This window comes from Paenibacillus sp. NEAU-GSW1, from assembly GCF_009737085.1.
GTDB lineage: Bacteria > Bacillota > Bacilli > Paenibacillales > Paenibacillaceae > Pristimantibacillus.
Map to the genome: position 1 here is coordinate 55,761 of NZ_WOVL01000008.1, position 23,785 is coordinate 79,545.

Consider the following 23,785-nt stretch of genomic DNA (forward strand, 5'->3'; position numbering starts at 1 on the left):
CACGGCTTAGATTTAGGCTTAGATTTAGGCTTAGATTTAGGCTTAGGACACGGTTTACAACACGGCCTAGGATAAAGTCTAGGACATCCCATATCAAACACCTCTTCCCGTCATATTCTAGAGGGTAATTCCGGCGCTGGCATAACCTGCTACGGCAGTAAAAATTGGATTTGCCCCTACACTTTGTGCAGAAAAAACCATTAATATGCGAGTTTCTGGAGTTACCGGGATTGACAGATCACGTGTGATACCATGGATAACTGTACCAAGTGGAAGAGAACCTGTAAGTGTAGGAGCCAGTGTCACAACAGCCTCCTGAATCGGATTAAAGACGTTATTTGGAGTAGTTGATTCATATAATTGTGCTGTAATCAATATCGATGATGATCCAAGTGCCAGAGCTGTTGTAGTGCTAAAATAGGCCGCAATCGAAGTAACACTGCCATCACGAGGAACGGAGAACGCGAAATCATGAATTTCTGCCCCTGCTCCTGTAATATCAATTGGACCTCCTAGTACGTTCACATTGGTTGCAGAGCTGCCGAAACCAACAAGTCCAGTAATAGTTAAGGCTCCAAGAAGATCAGACTCCAGGATAACCGGAATCCCTGATGCAAATGGAATGATTGAACCAGGGCCTGTTGCTCCTGTTGGTCCAATAGGCCCTGGAATTCCATCTTCTCCACGTGCTCCTTCGGGTCCTGGAATTCCTGGAATTCCCGGGGGTCCTGGAATTCCAGGAATTCCAGGAGGTCCAATTTGGCCTTCGATTCCAGGAACTCCTGGAGGTCCTGGAATTCCTTGGAATCCTTGGGGACCTTGGGGGCCAGGAGGTCCTTCCGCTCCGTCAACTCCAGGAACTCCTTGAACTCCTTGAACTCCCGGGACTCCTTGGAGTCCTTGGGGACCTTGGAGGCCAGGAGGTCCTTCCGCTCCGTCAGCTCCTGGGGGGCCAGGCTCTCCTCTTTCCCCTGTTTCTCCAGTTGCACCAATTCCACCAGTTGCTCCGGTTGCTCCGGTTGCTCCAGTTGCTCCGGTTGCTCCTACACCCGGACCTGTCGCACCTGTTGCACCTGTTGCACCTGTTGCTCCCGTTGCTCCCACGCCAGCAGGCCCGATCGGACCTACTGGACCTAATGGACCTATCGGACCTACTGGACCTACTGGACCTACTGGACCTATCGGACCTACTAGCCCTCTTTCCCCAACTAATCCCATTGGTCCGGCAGGTGCATTAACAATAATCTTAGGAGGAGGGCAAGTTACTTTAACAACCTTCTTCTTTTTCAAGCAAATGATTTTCTTTTTCACTTTGATATTCTTTTTACATTTCAAATATTTTAACTTCTTTTTCAAACGTCTCTTAGGATGAGATTTAGGATGAGATTTAGGATGAGATTTAGGATGAGATTTAGTACATTGCATACAAGACACCCTTTCTCCATGAATTCAATACACCTAGCGATAATTCCCTTCATTTTATGTAATTTATCACGGTATGCATGGGCATACATGATAGGACAATGCGGATTTTATAGTTATCTCCCTAGAAGTTGTCCAAACGCCCCCGGGTGTTACATAAGATCTGTCATCGTTTTCCGGTGTTGAAGAAACACAAGCGGATATCAGGATTACCCTTGATACTTACAGTCATGTACTGCCAAGTATCCACAAAGAAACAGCTCAGAAGTACGGTGATATGCTGTTGCGATTAGAACGCCTATACGTACAAACACCTCCAAATAGGTCACCACTCCATCAGGAAGGGGACTTACTTGAAGGTGTTTATTAATTCGTTGCTTATTGCTTGAGCAAGGTAACATCCTTACTGTTGACATCCTTCTCATCGAAAGACGCGCGGAAAGTCGGGAGCAGTTGATCCGCTACCCATTCATGCTTTGCCAACGAACCATTGCCAATATAGATCTCGATATAGTATGTCTTCTCCGGCAAGCGGAGGATCCAGAATTGGGAGTACGTGACGGAGAATGGTTCATTATGGCCGGCCACAAAACCGACGAAATGACCGTCGTTCGTCTTCAACGTCCGCTTCTTAACCGTAAACCAGGACGTATGGATTTGCTTCTTCAGTTGCTCCAACGCTTCATCATCCGTCAATGGCTTCCCGCCGTCATCCGTCCATATCGTAACAATGAAACTAGCGTTTGGATTCGCATTTAGCGATCCACTCCAGTTCCAGACTCCCGGATGGGTCTCGAATCCAAACCAACTTGCGGCGGTCGGTTCACTCGGGTTATAAAGCGGTGCCGCGATCGACCAGCTATCCTTACTGCTGCCTATACGATTCTTGCCGTCGACCAGAATATCAGCCGCTCTCGTAATACGAATCGTCTTAGTCTTGCTGTCAAACTTCACTACGGCCTCAAGGGATTCGGCAAATACCCGCAACGGAACCATTAATGAGCCTTGCTTCTCTACCGCCGGCTGAGGCAGTTTTACGACTTTTCCGCCAACTTGAGCTTCCAGCGCGCCAAGTTTTACTAAAGCACTGTAATCCCGATACGATTTGCTATTCAATGTGAAAGACTTTTCATGGGCACTATTGAAAAATTGAATTTCCAGATCGAACGCGATCATTAGCGCTCTAACCGGTATCATTGTGACGCCTTTTGTTTCATACATACCTTGCACCTTTATTTTTTTGCCATTCACTAAAGCCGTATCGCTGCCCTGCTTCAGCTCAATCTCTATTCCAGCAGGTTGAGCGTCGGCAGCACTTGCTACCAACGGAGGAGCAGACAGCCCTCCCATTAACAGGGAAACGATAAAGATAACTGCCACCAAACAAGCAATTCCGATTTTCTTCCATTGTTGCGGCATAATTTGCAGGTTCATTGTAATGCGTACCTCCTATTTTTTACTCTAGAAAACTGTAAAGCTAGTAAAAGGATTTCATTCACTCCATAATATTTCGAAATTAATTGTATTTCAATCCTACTTTATACATAATTTTCTACCTCTCATTTTTAACAAAACTAAGTCGATATCCCCTACGATACCACCAATTACTAATTATTTACAACGAAAGAGTACTAATAGTATTTCATGAAAACAAAAAAAACGACATTTCTGCCGTTTGTGTTACAAGTGTTGGTGGAGCTAGGCGGAATCGAACCGCCGACTGATCGCTGCCAGCGACCTGTTTTCCCCCTAAACTATAGCCCCATATGCTTTTTATTTACGTCCCACGTCGCATACAATTCTTCAGGGGTGTTTCATGGTAGTGTAACCACCTAGATGCGCTCTCCCAGCTGAGCTAAGGCCCCTAATATAACGATAGATTAGATGTTAGCATGGACGAGTACTCCTGTCAATATTAGGATTTCCACCTTTGCACGCACCCCATTTCCGCAAGACCCTCTTGACGTTACCCAACCAGAAATATACAATCAACTCAAGAAACTAAATACTTAGTTATTTCGCCACATTGGAGTGAACGTCATGGAAAAGCCGGATACAACCGCACTAGAGCTACAAGTTCATCAACAGCTAAGGGAATGCAGTCCTGTTTTTCTCGCGCTGGCCGATCCGGTTCGTCAAGATATTATTATGATGTTAACGAAGCACGACTCACTGAATGTAGCCCAAATTACGGAACGGTCGCCCATGTCTCGATCGGCGATCTCTCACCACCTCAAAATTTTGCGCCAAGCAGGTCTCATCGCTTCTAACAAAATCGGAACCGAAATTTATTATGAGCTCGACATCGTCGCCCCTATCGCCCAACTTAAAGCATTCCTTGACACCTCAGAGCAAATTATAGCGCTCAAATCCGAAGAATAAGCTGCACGGCAGCTTTCTTTTTGAATTAAATGACTAAATAATTAGTTATTCGGTTATTTGGTTATTTAAATATATATGCTTAGGAGGCCATTATTTATGAAAACAGTGCTTATTACAGGTGCATCGAGCGGTATAGGCAAGGAATTCGCCGAAATTTTTGCCAGCGAAGGTTATCAGGTTATACTCGCATCGCGAAGTGAAGAGAAACTGAATGAAGTCGCCAGCTATTTGCTTGAAAGTTATCGGACGGAAACGGTCATTATACCAGTCGATTTGGCACAATACGATGGTGCCCGTCTTCTCTATGAGGAAGTAAAAAGACGCTCCCTTGAGGTCGACGTGCTGATCAATAACGCAGGAATCGGCTCTTATGGTTTTCTGCATAAGCTGGACGTCCAATCGGAGCTTGATATGCTCCAGCTCAATGTGCACTCCCTTTCCCATTTAATGATGCTGTTCCTACGCGACATGGTCGCTCGAAATAACGGCTACATTCTGAATGTCGGATCAACGACATCCTTCTACGCTTGTCCGCTCAGCGCCAATTATTCCGCCTCCAAAGCTTTTGTCCTCTCGCTTACGGAAGCTGTCGCGAACGAGCTCGCCGGCACAGGCGTAAGCGTAACTGCGCTTTGTCCGGGAGGAACGGGCACAGCCTTTTTCCAAAAAGCCAAGATGGATAAACAACGGGTCGCGAAACCCAAGAGTCTCATGCAAGCAAATAAGGTAGCTCGTGTAGGCTATAATGCGCTCATGCAGCGCAAAACGTTTGTCATACCGGGATTGCAAAACTGGCTTCTGGCCCAAGCGCCGCGCATTTTCCCAAGAAAGCTGACGACTTCCGTTACGCGCAAAGTTCTCGAGCAAACGCAATAAACCTATTTCGCTAGTTTGTTCCAAATATATTATCGCGATGCTGTCAAATCCCTACTGCCTATCCCACCATCGGACGGTGTAAGACCGAAACTGGCCTTACAATTACGAAAATGACTTCGACCTACACCTGTAAGGACAAAATCGGCCTTACAGTGTTACAAATAACTGTTCTATACCTATAAACGCGTGATGTAAGACCGAAACTGGACTTACAATCGCGAAAGTGAATCTTCTAGCTACTGTAAGTACAAATTCGGCCTAACAGCTACGTACGGCAGCTAAACACAAAACCGCCTCGACAGTCCAATTTGACCATCGAGGCGGTTTCAACTCAAATATTTCCAACCAACTTGTCTATTCTACCCTTGTCCATTCCCGTTAAGCGGATCTTTGGATAAAAGGCTGCTCAGTTCCTTCATAAACATGTCGATATCTTTGAACTGGCGATATACCGAAGCAAACCGGACGTAAGCCACTTCGTCAACCGGATAAAGCTGGCCCATTACGATCCCGCCGATATCACGGCTTTCCACCTCAGCAAGAGCCGTCGTGCGAAGCTCCTTTTCAACCTCGGATACGATCACCTCAAGGCGCTCCACCGATACCGGACGCTTCTCGCAAGCACGAATCAATCCGCGCAAAATTTTATCGCGGCTGAATTCCTCGCGGCTGCCGTCTTTCTTAATGACGATCAGAGGCGTTTCTTCAATCATCTCGAAGGTCGTAAAACGGCGGCTGCACTTTTCACATTCGCGTCTGCGGCGGATCGACTTGTTTTCATTGGCCGGTCTCGAATCGAGCACTTTAGTGCCGGCATAGTCGCAATAAGGGCATTTCATAACCTGTCACTTCCTTTCTTGATCAATTGGATAAATTCCCATAGCTTACCTGTAATGAAGTTTCGTAAAACGCACATAATACATTTACCAACCGCAAGGAGGTGACACATACAATGGCTAGCAGCAACCAACTCGTTGTTCCACAAGCATCGGCAGCTCTTGATCGACTGAAATATGAAGTTGCTCAAGAACTGGGTATCGCTCTTCCGCAAGACGGATACGGCGGTAACCTTTTGACTAAAGATGCGGGCTCCATCGGGGGTTCCATCACTCGTCGCCTGGTGCAAATCGCCGAGCAATCCCTTGCCGGAAAATAACGATTTCATCAGTCATGTATAACTAGAAGCTTTGGCTGGTCCCGTCCTGAAGCGGCGGACAGCCAAAGCTTCTTCCATTTTCACAGTCAAATGAAACAATCCGTACTACAACGTCGGATAAAGCTCTTTGTACTTATTATAATAATAAATAACGCGTTGTACATAGTGCCGCGTTTCTCCGAAAGGAATCCGGTTCACCGATTCCGCTTTGCCGTCCCAACGGCCGCTGTCCAGCCATTTCCGCACATTGCCGGGTCCGGCATTGTAGGCAGCGATGGCTGCCACTTTATTTTGCCCAAATTGCTTGTGAAGCGAATTCAAATACCAGGTACCGATTTCGATACTGACATCGGGCCGATGCTGCAGCATTTCAGGCGTTACTTCCTCGAAGCCCGCTTTGTCGATGACCCATTCCGCTGTTTCCGGCATAATTTGCATCAGTCCAAGCGCCCCCTTAGGGGATACCTTGCCGTTGGAAAAATTCGTTTCCGCTCGAATGATCGCCGCCACTAAATGCGGCTCGACATTATAATTCGAAGAGCTTGCCCGTATGTCTTCCTTATATTGAATCGGATACATCCATCTGGCGATCCAATCCGAGTTCAAGAACATAACGGCAACAAAGCCGATGACGAGCACCAAAAACACTCTTTTCTTCAGCAGCCGCCTCATACAAGCCTCATATTCTGCATAAAGCTGTCAATATGCCGTTCCGTATCCTCCAGCGTTCCACTGTTGTCGATGACCCATTCGGCTCGTCTTTTCTTTTCTTCAATATCCATTTGCAAACCGATCCGTCGAGACGCTTCATCAGCCGAGATCGAATTGCGCTTCATCAGCCGCTCTTGCTGAATCCGTTCCGGCACATAGGCGACCATTACGCCTTCATATTGCTTGTCCTGTCCGGTTTCATACAGAAGCGGAATATCTGCAACGATCAGCTTATTCGGGAAATCCGCTTCATACTGGGCAATACGCTGCTTCATTCGTTCACGAATCGCCGGGTGGAGAATCCCTTCGAGCTGAGCAAGCATTTCTTTATCCTTAAATACAATAGCGCCAAGCGCCGCGCGGTCAAGCGTTCCGTCTTCCTTATGTATGACGGCTTGTCCGAACTTAGAGGCGACAGCCTCTAAAGCCGGTTCACCGGGCATAACGACTTCTCTGGCGACTTGATCAGCATCGACCAGCAATGCCCCGCGCTCCACTAACATAGATGCCACGGTGCTTTTGCCGGTTGCGATACCGCCGGTTAAACCGATCTTCATAAGCTTTCACCCCGATCATCTTACGTTTAAAAAAGCTTCATAATGCCTAATACGATTAACAAAATGCCTGGCAGCACCGACAGCGCCTGCATGCCGCGCCAACTCGAGAACCGAAAGCCAAAGCGTATTCCGCTCATCAAGAAAAGCGCGCTCGCCGCTGCGATCACGACCGCCGTCAATAGCGACGGCAATCCGATCATTGCTGCGCCGATGCCAGCCCCGAATGCGTCGAGCGACAAGGCTACGCCGAGCGTTATAGCTTCCGACGCCGAGATCGTGCCGGATTTATCGACGTCTGCAGCTTGCGGCGTCCGCAATATTTGAATCACGAGGCCTAGCCGCTTCATTTCGACGATCACGACAAGCACCGGATGCGCAAGCTCAGCAGCTGCTGCAGAACCGGATCCAGAGTCGAAACCGGAATCCGAGGCGCCCTCTGCTCCTTCGGCTGCCGATCCGCTTCCTTCCTGATGCTTCTTGCCCCGGCGAAGCTGCAGCAACGCCCATACGCCGATACTGACCAGCAATACGGCGCCAATTAACCGAGCGGCAAAAGGCGGCAAATATCCGGTAATCCATGATCCTACCTGCATCGACAGCCAAATAATAAGCCCCGAGCAAAGCGCGATGATCAACACCGAAAATACCGGTATCCGAATTTTTCGCAGTCCGTAAGTTACGCCTACGCCAAAACCGTCGACACTAACGGCAAATGCAAGCGCCAGCAAAGATGCAAAATGCGCGAACAACTCGCGTCCCTCCCCGCAATCGGACGTCCGCCGCCGTTCCCGAAATGAGTAACGGAACAGCAATCAAGACATCCGCCTATTGTTCGTAACACCAATAGCATATGCGGGAGCGGGGCGACGGTGCATCGCGCACGGCCTTTCTCCTTCATCAAGCGGCCTTAAGCATTCGTTCTATTTGACTCTAATGCGCGGAAGCTTCTGGCAATGCTTGCAAATATGCGTGCCTCTGCCTCCGACAACAAACTTCTCGATCGGCCTTCCACAAGACGTACAAGGCTCGTCCTTCCTGCCGTAAACGAGCAGCTGCTGCTGAAACATGCCCATTTCGCCTTGCCCGTTCACATACGATTTAATGGATGAGCCCCCAGCCTCGACCGCGCTCGCCAGCGTCGCAACGACCGCTTCATAAAGCTTCTTCCATTCGGCAGGCTTTAATTCATTGGCAGCTCTTTCCGGATGAATGCCAGCCGCAAACAACGACTCATCCACATAAATATTGCCAAGCCCTACGATATATTCTTGATTCAGCAGGAGCGGCTTAATTTTTGTTGAGCGTTTAGCCAACGCCTCTTTGAAAGCTACAAGCGTAAATGCAGCATTGTCGAGCGGTTCCAGACCAAGCTTGTTCAGCGGCGGAAGCTCCAAATCCTTTCCTTGCTCGAACAGATGCATCGTTCCGAATTGGCGAACATCCGAATATCGGAGATCGGTGCCGTCGTCGAAATGGAACAGCACATGCGTATGAAGCGCGATCGGCTCATCGCTATTGAACATGCCATACCGGCCTTCCATTCGTAAATGGGAGACGAGCACAAGCCCATCCAGCATGATGCGCAAAAACTTGCCGCGCCGCTCCACCGTCTGAATCGTTCGTCCTTCAAGCGCAGCCGCAAATTGCTCGGGCTCCGCAGGTCTCTGTATAATTCTCGGCAGTCTGACCGTCACGGATTGGATCCGTTTGCCGGCGACAAGCTCGATTAATGTTCGTTTTACGGTTTCTACTTCTGGCAATTCAGGCATTTCTCCTCACCTCAACAACCATTATACCCGATATAGCCCGATTTCGCCTTACTTCGCCTCATACCAATTGACACCGTAATTGACATCCGCCTTGAGCGGCACGTCGAGCTTGATCGCCCCTGCCATAACGGCCGGCACAAGCTCCTTCATGAGCTCCAACTCTTCCTCCGGCACTTCGAATACCAATTCGTCATGCACCTGAAGCAGCATGCGGCTTTTCAGCTTCCGCTCGCGGAGCGTCTCGTCCATGTGAACCATCGCCAGCTTAATAATATCGGCTGCCGTGCCTTGGATCGGCGTATTCATCGCCGTCCGCTCTGCGAATGAACGGATATTGAAGTTGGACGCTTTAATGTCCGGCAAATAACGTCTGCGTTCTTGCAGCGTCGTCACATAGCCTTTCTCCCTCGCTTCAGCCACGATGTCGTCCATATATTTGCGAACGCCTTTAAACACGTCGAAATACTGTTCGATGAACGCTGCCGCTTCCTTGCGTGTAATATGCAGGTTTTGCGACAAGCCGAAATCGCTGATGCCGTATACAATACCGAAGTTAACCGCTTTGGCCGAACGCCGCATATTGGAATCAACTTGATCCGCGGCAACGCCGAATACGTCCATCGCGGTCTTCGTATGGATGTCCATATCGTGGATGAAAGCTTCCTTCAAGCGCTCGTCGCCTGAAATATGCGCCAGCACGCGAAGCTCGATCTGCGAATAGTCCGCAGCGAGAATGTACCAGCCCGGCTCGGACGGAACGAACGCTTTGCGGATTTTCCGGCCTTCCTCCAGACGGATCGGGATATTTTGCAAATTCGGAAATTGGCTGCTCAGCCGTCCCGTCGCTGCGATTGTTTGACGGTAGTACGTATGGATTTTGCCTGTCTGCTGGCGAATTTCTTTCAGCAGCCCTTCCACGTAGGTTGACTGCAGCTTCGCAAGCGAACGATAGTGCAAAATAAGCGGCACAATTTCATGGTATGGCTCGAGCCGCTCCAGCACCTCGGCATCGGTCGAATAGCCGGTTTTTGTCTTTTTCCATACCGGCAAGCCAAGCTTCTCGAACAAAATATCGCCCAGCTGCTTCGTGGAATTAATATTAAACTCTACGCCGGCAAGCCGGTAGATCGAGCTCATGATCTCCGCGAGATTGCGTTCCAGCTCGCTGCCGAGCTTCTCCAGCTCGCTCATTTCCACCTGAATGCCCTGCCGTTCCATTCCCGCCAATACGATGGCAAGCGGCTGTTCCAGTTCGGCATTCAGCTTGTGCATGCCGCTCTTCTCCAGATCGGCTTGTTGCAGCGGCGCAATACGGCGGACTGCATCGGCCTTCGTCGCGAGATGTTGACACAGCGTCTCCGCGTCCGGCACTTTAAACTTTGCGCCTTTGCCGTATACCGCTTCATCCGATGGCACGCCTGGCAATCCGTACCGCTCGCACATGCCGGTCAGCGACAAGCTCGCATCCGTCGGATCGAGCAAATAGGAGGCTAACTGCACATCGAAAGCAGTTCCCCTTAGCACAACGTCTTGCCAGCCAAGCGCCAGCTCCGCTTTGTGCATGTCAAAGCCAAGCTTTGGCTTGTCCGCATCAGCCAGCCAAGTACGCAATGCTTCGGCGAACGGCTGCTTCAACGTCTCAAAAGCCAGGACATATACTTTATGTTCAAGCGCGGCTGAAAGACCCAGCACTTCCGCCTGATGCGGGTTTTCGCCAATTGCTTCAATATATAGGCCATGCTCCGCTCCGCCGTTCAGCGCAGCAAGCAGTTCATTAAGCACCGATTCATCCTTTTCCGAAGCGATGACCGCAATATTAAGCTCAGCGGCAGGCGCGGCCGCTCCGCTGCCGCCTGCAGCGCCGAGATCCAGACGCTCGATCAGCGACTTGAATTCCAGCTTGCGCAGCGCTTCGGCAAGCGTCGCATCCTCATATCCTTCGTAACGGATTTCCGCTGCGCCTTTATCAAGCGGCACCTCGCGGTAAATCGTCGCGAGCTTCTTGCTCATGAGCGCGCTTTCTTTATGCTCTTCGACTTTTTCTTTCATTTTGCCCTTCAGGCTGCCTGAATTTTCAAGCACACTTTCCACCGTTCCGAATTCATGGAGCAGCTTAAGCGCCGTTTTCTCGCCGACGCCGGGAATGCCGGGAATATTGTCGGAGGCATCGCCCATTAACCCTTTCAAATCGATAATTTGAAGCGGTTTCAGGCCGTATCGTTCATTAATGGCTGCAGGCGAATAATGCTCTACCTCGGTAATCCCCTTGCGCGTAATCGCAACGGTTACCTTCTCGGAAGCAAGCTGCAGCATATCTTTGTCGCCGGTAATGACCAGCGCTTCAACGCCTGCATCATCAGCCATTTTCGTCATCGTACCGATAATGTCATCCGCCTCATAACCGGACAACTCATATTGCGCAATGCCGAAAGCACGCAGCAATTCTTTAAGGACTGGAAACTGCTCCGACAGCTCGGTCGGCGTTTTTTCCCGCCCGCCCTTGTACTCCGTATAGCCTTCGTGACGGAAGGTCTGCTTGCCCGCGTCGAAAGCGACGAGCACGTGCGTCGGCTTCTCGTCGGCGAGCAGCTTAAGCAGCATCGTCGTAAAGCCAAATACGGCATTCGTATGTAAGCCTGCTGAGTTCGTCAATGGCGGCATCGCAAAAAAAGCCCGATAAATAATGCTGTTGCCGTCGATCAACATCCACTTGTCCATTCCGACACCTCACCTTAACATTCTACCCCCTATCATACCATATTGCCGGCCATTTTGCCGGGTCGTCCAAGCAGATAGCCTTGCGCAAAATGAACGCCAATTTCCTTAACAGCGGCGAGCTCCTCTTCCCTCTCAATGCCTTCTGCGATAATGGCGATATTCAGCTTCAAAGCAAGCTGCACCAGCGTATGCAATATATGCGCTTTCACCTCATCCTCGTCGATTCGATCGATAATCGAGCGATCGACTTTAATGTAATCCGGGCGCAGCTCTATGATGGATTGCAGCGAAGAATAGCCTGCGCCGACATCGTCAATTGCGATCTGATAGCCTTGCTTCCGGTAATGCTCCAGCACTTTCTTGGCCGCTCCGAAATCCTCGATCGAGCTGCGCTCTGTAATTTCAAACACGACATTGTGCGGCGACAGCTTCCGCTTATTCAGCAAGGACATCGTTTGTCCAGGCGAGAAGCTGGGATCGTCCATTATATGCGCAGGTACGTTAATAAACAATTTTTGCGTTTGCTGCATCCCGTCGCAGCCGTCGATCGATCTCTCTCTTGCCAGCCTGTCGAGCGCGTACACCATTCCTTCCTGCTCGGCAAACGTAAACAGCTGCAGCGGACCGTCAAACCATTTATTCGTCCTGCATCTGGTCAATGCCTCATAGCCGAAAATGATGCGTTCCTCGCCTTGCAGCGAAATAATCGGCTGATAGACCGGATCGACCGAGCGCTGCTCGATGAGCTCTTCAAGGGCGCGAAGCTTCATGCTCCGTATCATCGCCCCCTCCGATTGGCCGTGCAGCATCGCTCTCTTCGTTGCTTCATAAAACAAATCCGAACGAGAATTCTTCCAGCAGCCTTCCAGCAGCGATACTCCCGCGTGCAGACGCATGCCGGTTTCCCGCCCTGTGATCGTCTGCTCCAAAAAATGCTGCTCCCATTCATGCTGCCGCTTGCCTGCAAGTTCCATCAGCCGCAGCTCCATCGTCGTTCTCTGCTGGACAGTCGGAAGCTTAACGACCAGAAACAAATCGTCGTTCATCCAGTACTTCCACACATAAGACGCCTGGTCTCCGGAAGCTTGCTCCAGATTCGTAACTCGCTCGATGTATCGCCGCCATTCCGAATGGAACGCGCCTTTTTTCTTTATTCCGTTTGCAGCAGCAGACTCGGACCGATGCCATGACAAATAAATGATGCCCATGCCACTGTCTTCTTTCTCCCATTGGTCTGTGCTGTCGCTAAGATGGCTCAATGCCCACAGATGTCCCAAATTCACACTCTTCCCTCTCCATGATGCGATTCCGCAATAGTTTCCATTACATAGACGCTTCCGATCTGCGCTTTTGCTCTTTTTTTAAGCTTGGCGGAAGTGCGCGATATGAGATCCGGCGTCAGTTCAGCGTCCTGCTCCGCGATCATCAGCGACAGCGAAAGCGTAACCCCTTCACGCTTCACGAGGTTGCCGTGCCGATCCTCCACCGAAGTCACTTCCGCGCCGCCGTAAAATTGTTTAATGCCCCCGTCAAATTTTGCGATCATTTGCCGGCAAAGCTGCTCTGCGTAATCGCGTTTCGTTACCATAATGAAATCGTCGCCGCCGATATGGCCGATAAAATCGTTAGCCGTGCCTCGCAGCGCAATTTCCTCCCTCAAAACATTTGCCAAATATCGAATCAGATCGTCGCCTTGGCTGAAGCCGAAATAATCGTTAAACCATTTGAAGTAGTCCAAATCGGCGTATATGACGGCAAACGCCTCTTTCGCTCGAATTCTTCGCTGCAGCTCCGATTGAATCCCTTCGTTTCCCGGCAGCCCAGTTAACGGATTGGCGGTGCGCGCAGCTTCCGTGCGCATCGCTGTCATGCATTCCAGTATCGAACGAATCGTTGCCGCTCCAATCAACTGCTCTTCTTTCGTAATAATTACGACGTCGTACAGCTGCGAGAAATCACGGGCCATAGCCAACTGTGACACCTGCTCCACCGGCATGTCCGCATCGACGATAAGCGGCTGCTCATCCATAATTTTCTCCACCGCCCGATTCCAATAAAGCGGAAGGCCAAACTGCCCGGCAAGCAGCTGGTGAAGCTTTTCTTTCATTAGAAGGCCAACCGGCCGGCCGGCATCGGCAATGATGGCCCCCTGTATTTTCGAATTGGAATCGAACATGTAAGCAACCTCGGATACACGAGCCTTGGATGAGAAGCAAGGAAATGGAGCGGCGAGTTGGCCAATCGCGTATAGCTGTCCGTCATTGCTGTATACGCGTTCCTTCGCTTCGCTCCCGATTTGAACAACAGCGGCGACATCCCTCGCGGCAGCCGCTTCCCCGTTCCACTCGGCATTCCACGCCGAATTTAACGCTTCCAATATTGTTCGGTAGATCATGGCCTGGCTCGAACGACCGGATATAGAGGGCGCAGTCAGGGCAGTGCCCATTCGGACAATATTTTTTTTCAATGGCGCGGCCATGGATTGAATAGCTGCCTTTAACACTTTTTCCGTCAAGTCTTCCTTCGGCTTGCCATGATACCAATAGAACGCTTCGCTATCGAGGCGCTGTTTCCAAAAAAGCCGCTCCTGCTCCGATTCCCATTGCCGAAGCGCCTCAATCGCCGAAGCGCCGCAGCCGTCTCGAAGCTGTACATACAGCAATCCAACATCTCCGCGCTGCCATCGTTCTTTAATTGCTCGAATCAAATCGCGGTTTAATAGGCCGGAACCGATCTTTTCCACATGGATCCCCTCTATGATCGCTTGTCTTTTCATTCTCGTATGGTTCATTTTACCTAAAGAATGTGAAGGGAAATCTATCAATATGTAAATGTTTTGTCAAAAGAATGAAAGGGATATTCTGCTAATCTATGTTAAAATGAAGGCTGTCTTCTAACCGTCAGCGAGAAAGAGAGATTAGCATGAACGAAACTTTAGCTCCTTTTCTGAAACTGGCCGATGCTGTCATTATCACTGATGCAAGCCACACAATTCTCAATGTTAATGAAACCTACGAAAGCATTACAGGCTACAAGCATAAAGATATATTGGGCAAAAAAGCCGGCATCCTTCGCACATCCTACACGTCCCAGAGCGTCCATGCCGACATGAAAGCAGCGATTCACTCCGGCAAGCCATGGTCTGGCGTATTCACGAACAGAAAACGGAGCGGTAAGCTTTGGCATTCCTCCATTACGATTACGCCATTCGAAATCGACGGGCAATATTATTACGTCGGCGTTTTCCGGGAGCTGGAACAGCTCGACCAAGGCATGTACTTGGATGACGAGAGGGTCAGCCGCATGCAAGGCTCGTTGCTTAAAGTGCTGGCGATCTCTTGCGAAATCCGCGATCCGGGGACGGAGGCGCATCTGTCGCGCGTGCAGCAGCTAACCGATTTGCTCGTAGACCGCCACAATGAACGAATGAATTTGTGCTATTCAAAGGCTGAGCTTGCCAGAATCGCAAATTCCAGCATTTTGCACGATATCGGCAAGTCGGGCATCCCCGAAGGCATTTTGTACAAGCCCGGATCGCTAGCCGATTATGAGCGAACCATTATCGAGATGCATCCGATTATCGGTCTCGATATTGTCGATAAAATTTTTGCCGAGCTGGACGATGAACTGTTTGAGAAGGAGCTGCAAACGGCAAAAAACATTATTTTGCATCATCATGAAAAATGGGACGGCACCGGCTATCCGCACCGCTTGAAAGGCGATGCTATTCCGCTTGAAGCGCGGATTGTGAGCGTTGTCGACGTTTACGACGCATTGTCTACCAAACGGTCGTACAAGGAAATATGGAATATAGAAACGACGCTCCGTTATTTAGCGGAGCAGCGGGGCAAGCAGTTTGACCCTGCCGTCGTCGACTCCTTCATGTCGCTCGCGGAAGAGGGATTGCTGCCTAATTACTAGGATCACATACTCACTGCACAGTCGAATGCTCCTGCGATCGCGATTGTTCGCGGACATCCTGATCGAAAAGCGAACGCCGTCGCTTCTCCGAAATCATTTGAACTGCTCCGTTTGGTGTGTTCTTTGTAGATTTCTAGATTTCTAATCAAACAAGGCTGTTTCAGGCCTTGTTTGTGAAACTAAGAAGGGGGTGTCCCAAAAGTCATGAAAATGACGATGGGACACCCCTGTTTTTATCTGGGCTAAGCAGCAGACTGCCCATTTAAATGTTCTTCCGATCGCCATTGCTCAGGGATTCCTTTGAATCAACGAGGCAAGGTTGGGATCCCTTCACAAAAACGAACGCTGACGCTTCTCCAGAATCATTTAAATGCTCCGTCTACCCTTAACCTGTTCATAAATTGCTCAAACAAAAAGAAGCCAACCCTTGTTAAAATGGAGGTACCACCCAACCACATTAATAAAGAGAGGCTTCTTATGTATTTAGATATGAATCTCTTCACGAAAGCTTATCCCGGAGGTGGCCGGGATAGCTATCACCCCAAGATGCTCATGAAAGTCATCATTTTTCCTACACGCAGCGCATTTACTCTTCTCGCCAAATCGCGAAAGCGGTTCGTGAAAACATCATGTTTATGTGGCTTGCCGCTAGGCAGCGCCCGGATTTTCGCACCATTAACCGTTTCCGCTCGGAGCGGATGAAAGACGTGCTGGAGACTGTCTATACCTCAGTACTTCAGCTTCTCATCGATGAAAACTACGTCAAGCTCGAACATGACTTCGTGGATGGAACAAAGATCGAAGCGAATGTGAACCGCTACACCTTTGTTTGGGGCCAAGCCAAGCTGTCGTCAAACAGAAGGTAAAGCTGCAAGAAAAAGTGCAGACCTTGTTCGCTACCATTGAAGAGAGCTGTTCGCCTAGTGCGGAAAGACTTTCTCCCACGGCTGCAGAAATATATAATACCTATTACAAAGAAAACACCAAAGCGTGGAAGCAAGACATTAGCAAATTCGAGCATTGGTTGTATGACGAAAAAGAAGACACGTGGACATGCGCAGCAGGACAGAAACTTCTATTCCGTTATGAAAGCAGAAGTACCACGGAAAGTGGTTAAGAAATTACCACTCGCCATTATCGCAGCCTTTTCTGTGAAGGCTGTCCGCTGAAGGAACGATGTACGAAGGCACAAGGCGAGCGTGAAATAAAGGTTAGCATGGAATATCTTCGCCTCAAACGACAAGCGAGGGAACAATTAAAGAGCGATGCATTATCGGTTCGACGCATGCACAAACCAGAGAGTGTTTGGCCAAATCAAGAATAACCGAGGATTCCGCCGGTTCCTGCTTCGAGGCTTGCCGAAAGTCAGCCTAGAGGTCGGGTGGCTTTCACTTGCCCATCATTTGCTGAAGAAAGCTGCAAAGGATAAAAATCTAAAAATAGCGTTGCAGGGATAGCTCTCCGCAACGCTATTTTTATGAAATTCACTTTTTTAATTTACTGATGCGAGCCATTTCTCTAGCGAGCGAACCTCTTTTGAGACGCCCCTTTGCTCGTAAATTACTATTGCTATTGTGCAGTTTACTTACCGCCAAACGTTAACAATTGCAGCATGCGGAAGAGCAAGACCGAGCTTTCCGCACGCGTAGCTTCACCTTCCGGGTCGAACCTGTTGTCCGGCTTGCCGTTCACGACACCCGACTGGGTTAAAGCAGCAATGGCCTCTTCCGCCCAGGCTTGAATTTGCTCGCCGTCTGCAAATTCATTGCTGCCGGTTTGATTGCTTGCGTAACCCGCAAATTTCATTACGCGGTAAAGAATAACGGCCATTTCTTCACGCGTTATCGTTTGATCAGGTTTAAATCCGCCGTCCGAGTAGCCGCTGATCAGCCCCGCTTCCGCTGCTGTCGCAACAGCCCGGGCGAACCAGTCGCTGTCCTCCACATCAGCGAAAGAGTTAGCTCCATCAGCTGGCGAAAGACCAAGCAAACGCACAACCAGCGCCGTAAACTCAGCCCGGGTGATCAATCGTTCAGGCTTGAATTGATCGTCATTCACGCCGTTTACGATTAATCGTTGAGCCAGCGCTTCGATTTCTTTTTGCGCCCAGTGGTCTACTGTATCCTCATAGTGCGCGTCCGTTTGCACAACAAGGAATGTTCCGTTAGTACGGCTGAAAATTTCGACTTCATTGCCAGAAACGTTAAATGGCACCGAGGTATAGACCGTTTTGCCGTTGGCATCCTTGTCGACTCGCACAACCGCGATTGAAGTAGAATCGAAGCTGCCCTTCAACTCGAGCTTCCGGCTGACGTATTGGCCCAGCTCGTTAATCGGTAAGGCTTTGCCTCCGCCGGTCTGTGCCGATAAGACAAACGCGCCTGACGCTAGCACTTTCATGCCGGCAGCCTTCGCCTTTTCAATCGCTTCTCCGTCTGTCTTAATATCAAGTGCGAGACTAATATCTCCAACCGGCACTCCTAGCAGCTGCGCCAGTCGATCCAACTGAATTTGGCTCGTTGTCAGCGTATATTCGCCTGCAGATGTACGAACTAGAATCGTCTTCACATCGGTTTGCTTCAGGAACAACGCCAGGTCTGACGGGCCAAACAACGCGCGTCCGCCATCTTTCGCATCTAACTGAAACACCGCTTGATCAGAATTCGCCTGTTCTATCGCTTGCTCCAGCTTGCCAGGCTCCGTCGTGCTTCCTCCATTGCCCGAAGTAGGCACAGGCGTCGGATTCGACGTTGACGTCGGCGTTGCTGTCGGTGTCGCTGTCGACATAGGCGTTGCCGTTGCCGTCGGCGTTGCTGTCGGTGTCGCTGTCGACGTAGGCGTTGCCGTTGCCGTTGGCGTCGCCGTCGGCTGCTCCGCTTTCGTTCCTTTCAGCTCTCTCGTATCGCGCACCCGAATCCGGCTTCCTTCCGAGAAGCCGCCGAGCACTCCAACCGCTTCATACGTATCGCCAGGTTCCACCTGAGGGACGGAAACGCCGGACTGATTGACAATATAACCGTCCGCGAATACAAGTACCGTGCCGCTGCCATCATTGACGTAATACGAGTTATCATCATATTTAGACACTACTTTGCCAGTTACCTTAACAAGCAGCCCCTGGTTCGCCGGGAGATCCGCGTCGCCTGTCGCCATTTCCTTCGGCGCTGCCGCCTCGCCCGATTCGACGATAACTACGTCTTTAGCGAAGGAATCAAATATCAGCTCCTTGTTGTTTTCGAAGCTTTGCGTTTCCCCGTAGACGCGAACGGTATCGCCAAGCTTCAGCGAGCCGTCCGGAACTTCATTAAATGCCATAATGCCGCCAGTTTCATCCTGCAAATAGAACGCATCGAAAAATACGCCTGCAGCCGTCGTTACTTTGCCTTGCACCATAACGTCAGCGCCGTCCGGCATCGTCCTCGCATCGCCGATCTTAGATACGGACGGCCCTCTGCCAGCAAGCCAATTGATCGCATTCAATCCGAAGTCATTGTTGCCGATATCGCCGTACGAATCGTCCCATTGCAAATCATTTACGACGTTCATACCGGTAACGACAATGCGGCTATTGCCGATCGTTTCGGAAGCGATCGCCGGAATGGCCCCGCCGCCTGCCGTATCGGACACATTATCGTACGTATAGGCGGGCGATTTAATATTGTTCTGATAAGTCGTTTCGTTGCCGCTCGCGAGAATCGTTACGGTCTCGCTGTTCGTCAAAGGCAAGCCGCCGACTTTATACAAGCTTGAGCCGCTGTAATACTCCATGTACGGAACGCCGTCCATCATGTAATTGTCCACAATGTTCGGGAACAGTTTTACAGCAAACTTAGCGGTAGCCGGCGTGCTCCAGAAGTTGCCCGTACTGGAATCGTCAAAAATGCCGTCATTCGCGATTTGGATCGAAGAGCCAACGAGCTCCAGCAAATCGTTGTTAATCGTCGGATCGATGCTAAAATTGCTTTTTCCGGCGATAAAGAGCGAACCGCCGCCGTCAGCGAAAGCTTTTACCGCTGCATTTTCATCTGCCGTCAGATCAACGCCCGGATGCGTAATCATCAATACGTCAACCGAGGACAATACGTCCGCCGTCAGCGTCTCTTTGTTCTCCACTACTGTGTAGCCTTCTTGAACAAGCATCGTTCTGAAATTAGCCAGCTTGTTCGGATAAGAGCCCGTATCCGTCGAAGTGTTCTCATTTCGATGCTTCGCGTCAATCATGACAGTAATGCCAAGAGGCGTTTTCACCGTCACATCAATGGCAAATTGGTTATCGCCCGGATTGTCGCCTTCAGGCGCCGAAACGACCGCGATAAGGCGATGCTCGCCAGCAACCGGATTTGCCCAAGCAATGGCCGCCGTCTTCACCGATGAACGCGCCAGCACATCAATTGTCGCTTCGCCAATCAAATGTGCCGCATCGGCGCTGTCGTAGTACAGATCAACCTTCAGCGCAGCTACGTCTTCCGTGCCTGCATTGCCGACGTCTACTTTGATGTTAGCCGCCACCCCTTCAACCAAAGCGGAGCCTTCAACCGCGACACTGGCAATCTTAACGTCTACAGGAACCTCTTCCGACCAGATCGGGGCGGAATAGACGCGCTCGCCGTCAGCCTGCGTCACTCGAATCATGTACCACTTTTGACCGCCCTCCACTTCAACAGACGGCGTCCATTCGAACGATGCTGTATTGGGTGTATAAGTGTCGATAACTGTACCGCCATTGGAAATCAATTCGACTAACGCCGCCTTATCGTCGGATACGTACGAATTCGCCAAATAATCGTATTCCGGCATCGTATTGCTCTCGGCTACCGAGTCGCTGCCCGTCACTTCAAAATTCAACGTTCTTCCTTGCGCGACTCCGCCCATGTAAGTGCCGTTTGCCAAATAATCGAGCGTGAAATTCGGATCCTCCGTCATGTACACGCGCATTTTCCGCATCGAATCCAGCAGCGATTGCTGCGACAAATCGGTCGCGACAATTACAGTCCGCTGCATCGTTTGGCCCCACGTCGCATCATGGTTGTCTTCGCCGTAAGTCGGAGCGATATGCCAGCCAAGATCAAGCGCGTTAAAATACGTTTTCTCGGCATTCGCGTAGGAGTAATGTCCCGAGCCGTTACCGACCTCAAACATCGTAAACAGTTTATCCACTTCGCTGTTGTAAGGCTTAAAGCTGTTGAACGAGCCTGTCGGCGCATCCGGATGATTAAATTGGGCAACAGCTTCATCTTGCGTCAGTACCCATGCGAAATACTGGCTCAAACTTGTATTGTAAATGCCGCCGTTCTGTTTCCGGTCAATAAAATTTTCCGTGCCAAAAACGTTGGAATGTCCCCATGTGGTTGATGTCATTTCAAACGCCGGGAATACGACGAATTCGTCGTCCTTCGTATATTGATCAGCAAGACTTTTGGTCAGCTGCCAGTCCGCGCCGCCAGTCCGCTCATCCATGCCGTCGGCATTTTTCACACCGTCGGTATTCAAAAGATCCGAATCGATATCATGCGAATGATCGGAGAAGGCAAACCAATCATAGCCGTATTTCTGCGAGGCGAGCACTGCCGCTTCAGGAGCGCCGGACCCGTCATGCGAGATGTTGGTATGATTATGCGTCGTGCCGCGATAATGATTGCCGCCCGTAAACGGCTCCAGCACGGTAAAAGTCCACGCTGCCTCACTGTTATTTCCTCTCACATCCTCGGAAGCAACCTTTACGGTATGTTCGCCCAAAGCCAAGTCGCTTGCAGGCAAGTAGGATACTGTCACTTGATTGTTTGCGCCGGAAGATGGCGTGATGACAATGGCGTCGGTTACGTCTGCATCATCGACCGATAACGTGATCGACTCCAATTGGATACCGCTCAAATCTTTCAGCTTGACCGTTACTTTCGGACGGTAGGCTTCGACTCTTTCATCCTGCTGCGGCGCCATATCCGCGGATTCCGGTCCGCTGACATCGGTCACCAACGTTACGACGTGAGGACTTTCCGCGGTTCCGGAAGTTTTTATGGCCGTGCTGGATTGAGCCTCAATATAGTACTCAAAATTCGTATTCCCGATAGCCGCGTGCGATATCGTTGCCGTGTAAACGGAAGGCGCAGATAGAGCCATCGGCGTCTTCGTGTAAACCGTCGAACCGACGGAACGATAGTAAAGGGAAGCCGATATCGCACCCTCGACGGCGGCTGACATATCCACGTCGACGCCAATATAAGCTTCCGTCAACGGCGTATGCGCGATATTGAGCGACGGCGTAATATCCGCTGACGAACGCGGGAACAATTGATAGCCCGTCGTGTAAGGGCTGCTCGAATCATATTGGCCGACTATACCGGTAATCGAATAGGCTTTTCCGACGGAAAGCATCGTCGAAACATCGATTCCGGTCGTTGACATGACGCGCACAGTGGCCGTTTTGCTCGTATTTGCCGGATCTTGAACGGTAATGTTGAAATGAGCGCCCGAGGCGGTCTGCGCCGTTACCGTCGCCGCCAGCGTAACGATCTTGCCTTCTAGCGGCTCTGCCGTGCTGTAGCCGGACAAATCCGTTACGCTCGACTGGACCGCAGCTGGCAAGACGTTATCCGCACTCACTGCTTCCACAGAAGACGGCTGAAATTCTGTTAAGCCGTTGTAGAAAATTACGGAGCCCGTCATTCTCAATTTATTGCCGCTGGCGATCGTCAAGCCCGATGTCGTTCCGCCGAAAATGTTGATGCCGCCTGTTTCATCCTGGATATAATACGTATTTGTTCCAAGCACATTATTGGCGACAGTTGCAACGCCCTCAATCGTAAAGGTCAATCCTTTATTCACCGGCGAGCCTGCCGCATCAACAATTCTGAGCGTGCTGATCGGCGTCACCCCGGAAGTGTCGAGCATGACCGCTTCCGCAGCATCGCTCTCAAGTCCTCTGCCATTAGCCGTATGCAGCGTTTGCGTCACATATACTTTTTCCGGCGCGTCATTCAATTTATAAGTGAATGTTTTGTCCGCGCCTGCCGTAACGTAATCTGCACCCGATGCAGTCGTCAGCTTGGCCGTCAACGCCTCATCAGAGTAAACCGATATTATCGCATTCGCTGCCGCAGCTGCCCCTGCAATGGTCCCTGCCGAATCTCCGTCCACCACATAGCTGTTAACGGTAACCGGGTCCGCTTTCGCGGCCTTAACAATTAGCAGCTTCTCGCTTTCCGCCTTTCCGGATTCCGTAGCCGCAACAAGTACCGAAGCTATCGATTCATCAACGGCCGCTTGGAAAACGCCGGATGCATCTGCCTCTGCACTAGTCAATAACGCCTCCGTATCCGCTTCATAAATGGAGACCTCTGCATCCGCAGGAACCGCGCCCGCAAAGCCGGTTAACCCACCGGATGTCAAAATGATATTTTTCCCGGATGGGAGCGAGCTTACCGGCATTTCCCCGTCAGACGGGGGAACTTGAATGACCGCCGAGTTTCGAGGATTTGGCGCAGCCACGACGAAATCGCTGTTATTGTTATTCGTATCGTATCCTGCCCCTTGTCCCGTATTGCCCGTCGTATCGCTGCTTGATGCTTTGCGGATAGCTGACGTTGTCGCGGAAATGGCTCCTGTCGCCCCCGCCCCTTCGAATTGGTTGGCTGTCCCGTAACCGGCATAGTCTACGAGAGTCGCAATATTTTGAGCTGTTATTTCTCCTGCAACGCTAGCAATTGCGGCAGTAGACGAGACTAAAGCAACCTTGCCGTTGGCTGCTGCCATGGAAAGCGTGCCACTAGCATCCGGCGCGGGAAGCGCGGAGCCGGCAGCCCCTCCCCCTTCTTGAACAAGATAATAACCGTGCGCTTTGATCGTTCCCGATAATGAGGTAATGTTATAGGTAGTACCGCTCGTGCTTGCATACTGCACCGACCATCCTGCAAGTGAAACATCGCCATTCGTCGGATTATACAGCTCAATGAAATCATTCGTATACAGAGCCCCGGCGTTTCCTCCCGCCCCATAGACCTGACTAATGACAACATGATCCGCAACGCTTGCTTCAGCCTTTCGAATTCCGACGCTGGAGAACATTCCGACCCCCATCGCCGCAATCAACAATAGACTTGTCCACTTTTTGCTGCCGTTCGAAGCTACCCTTAACATATACCACCCTCCCGACGAATAAGAACAAAAACAACAAAAACATAACACGGTTTTGTTAACTAGGAGTAAAATATTGTTAGGTTATAGTTAAAAATATACACGCCATTTTTGATTTGTAAATAGCCACCCTTGACAAATGT

At 50.4% G+C, this 23,785-nt stretch carries 16 protein-coding genes, 1 tRNA gene and 1 pseudogene; 5 read left to right on the plus strand and 13 right to left on the minus strand.

What is annotated here, in order from left to right:
* Positions 1 to 117: 117 nt before the first annotated feature.
* The 4 genes from GOM71_RS24070 to GOM71_RS07685 form a co-directional block, all read right to left on the minus strand.
* Positions 118 to 672, minus strand: coding sequence for an exosporium glycoprotein BclB-related protein (locus GOM71_RS24070; RefSeq protein ID WP_367649514.1), 555 nt, complete (start codon positions 670 to 672; stop codon positions 118 to 120).
* The gene (locus tag GOM71_RS24075) at positions 567 to 989 is read right to left on the minus strand and encodes a hypothetical protein (RefSeq protein ID WP_216651731.1); all 423 of its coding nucleotides are present in this window, start codon (positions 987 to 989) and stop codon (positions 567 to 569) included. Before GOM71_RS24075 ends, GOM71_RS24070 begins: the two co-directional genes overlap by 106 nt.
* A gap of 811 nt (positions 990 to 1,800) precedes the next feature.
* Positions 1,801 to 2,856, minus strand: a complete 1,056-nt coding sequence (locus GOM71_RS07680; RefSeq protein ID WP_156279486.1) for a stalk domain-containing protein — start codon at positions 2,854 to 2,856, stop codon at positions 1,801 to 1,803.
* Positions 2,857 to 3,112: 256 nt separating this feature from the next.
* Positions 3,113 to 3,186 (minus strand) — tRNA-Ala (locus GOM71_RS07685).
* 276 nt (positions 3,187 to 3,462) lie between these two features.
* On the opposite strand from GOM71_RS07685, the gene GOM71_RS07690 reads away from it, so the two are divergent.
* Together GOM71_RS07690 and GOM71_RS07695 are read left to right on the plus strand one after the other, a co-directional pair.
* Positions 3,463 to 3,804: an ArsR/SmtB family transcription factor gene (locus GOM71_RS07690; protein WP_156279488.1), complete on the plus strand. Its 342-nt coding sequence runs from the start codon at positions 3,463 to 3,465 to the stop codon at positions 3,802 to 3,804.
* A 96-nt stretch (positions 3,805 to 3,900) separates the two neighbouring features.
* Complete coding sequence (locus GOM71_RS07695; RefSeq protein WP_173275359.1) at positions 3,901 to 4,680, plus strand: SDR family NAD(P)-dependent oxidoreductase; 780 nt, start codon at positions 3,901 to 3,903, stop codon at positions 4,678 to 4,680.
* Positions 4,681 to 5,039: 359 nt separating this feature from the next.
* On the opposite strand, the gene nrdR is transcribed toward GOM71_RS07695, so the two are convergent.
* A complete protein-coding gene (nrdR, locus tag GOM71_RS07700; RefSeq protein WP_156279492.1) occupies positions 5,040 to 5,519 on the minus strand; it encodes a transcriptional regulator NrdR in 480 nt (159 codons plus the stop codon).
* A gap of 113 nt (positions 5,520 to 5,632) precedes the next feature.
* On the opposite strand from nrdR, the gene GOM71_RS07705 reads away from it, so the two are divergent.
* A complete protein-coding gene (locus GOM71_RS07705) occupies positions 5,633 to 5,836 on the plus strand; it encodes an alpha/beta-type small acid-soluble spore protein (RefSeq protein ID WP_156279494.1) in 204 nt (67 codons plus the stop codon).
* A 105-nt stretch (positions 5,837 to 5,941) separates the two neighbouring features.
* On the opposite strand, the gene GOM71_RS07710 is transcribed toward GOM71_RS07705, so the two are convergent.
* The 7 genes from GOM71_RS07710 to GOM71_RS07740 all read right to left on the minus strand — a co-directional run bounded on the left by GOM71_RS07710 (position 5,942) and on the right by GOM71_RS07740 (position 14,367).
* On the minus strand, positions 5,942 to 6,508 hold the full coding sequence (locus GOM71_RS07710) for a lytic transglycosylase domain-containing protein (RefSeq protein ID WP_156279496.1): 567 nt from the start codon (positions 6,506 to 6,508) through the stop codon (positions 5,942 to 5,944).
* Positions 6,505 to 7,104 (minus strand): dephospho-CoA kinase, encoded by a 600-nt coding sequence (gene coaE / locus GOM71_RS07715; RefSeq protein WP_156279499.1) that lies wholly within the window; start codon positions 7,102 to 7,104, stop codon positions 6,505 to 6,507. Before coaE ends, GOM71_RS07710 begins: the two co-directional genes overlap by 4 nt.
* Before the next feature lie 26 nt (positions 7,105 to 7,130).
* The gene (locus tag GOM71_RS07720) at positions 7,131 to 7,853 is read right to left on the minus strand and encodes an MntP/YtaF family protein (RefSeq protein ID WP_156279727.1); all 723 of its coding nucleotides are present in this window, start codon (positions 7,851 to 7,853) and stop codon (positions 7,131 to 7,133) included.
* 171 nt (positions 7,854 to 8,024) lie between these two features.
* Entirely contained in the window at positions 8,025 to 8,873 is an 849-nt protein-coding gene (gene mutM / locus GOM71_RS07725) for a DNA-formamidopyrimidine glycosylase (protein WP_156279501.1), read from the minus strand.
* Between the two features lie 48 nt (positions 8,874 to 8,921).
* Positions 8,922 to 11,591, minus strand: a complete 2,670-nt coding sequence (polA, locus tag GOM71_RS07730; protein WP_156279503.1) for a DNA polymerase I — start codon at positions 11,589 to 11,591, stop codon at positions 8,922 to 8,924.
* A 32-nt stretch (positions 11,592 to 11,623) separates the two neighbouring features.
* Positions 11,624 to 12,874: an EAL domain-containing protein gene (locus GOM71_RS07735; RefSeq protein ID WP_156279505.1), complete on the minus strand. Its 1,251-nt coding sequence runs from the start codon at positions 12,872 to 12,874 to the stop codon at positions 11,624 to 11,626.
* Positions 12,871 to 14,367: a GGDEF domain-containing protein gene (locus GOM71_RS07740; RefSeq protein ID WP_173275362.1), complete on the minus strand. Its 1,497-nt coding sequence runs from the start codon at positions 14,365 to 14,367 to the stop codon at positions 12,871 to 12,873. Before GOM71_RS07740 ends, GOM71_RS07735 begins: the two co-directional genes overlap by 4 nt.
* Positions 14,368 to 14,513: 146 nt before the next feature.
* On the opposite strand from GOM71_RS07740, the gene GOM71_RS07745 reads away from it, so the two are divergent.
* Complete coding sequence (locus tag GOM71_RS07745; protein WP_156279511.1) at positions 14,514 to 15,512, plus strand: HD domain-containing phosphohydrolase; 999 nt, start codon at positions 14,514 to 14,516, stop codon at positions 15,510 to 15,512.
* 435 nt (positions 15,513 to 15,947) lie between these two features.
* Positions 15,948 to 16,969 (plus strand): annotated as a pseudogene (locus GOM71_RS25120) (transposase).
* A 124-nt stretch (positions 16,970 to 17,093) separates the two neighbouring features.
* Here the strand turns inward: GOM71_RS25120 and GOM71_RS07755 are convergent.
* A complete protein-coding gene (locus GOM71_RS07755) occupies positions 17,094 to 23,645 on the minus strand; it encodes an S-layer homology domain-containing protein (RefSeq protein ID WP_156279513.1) in 6,552 nt (2,183 codons plus the stop codon).
* Positions 23,646 to 23,785: the final 140 nt, after the last annotated feature.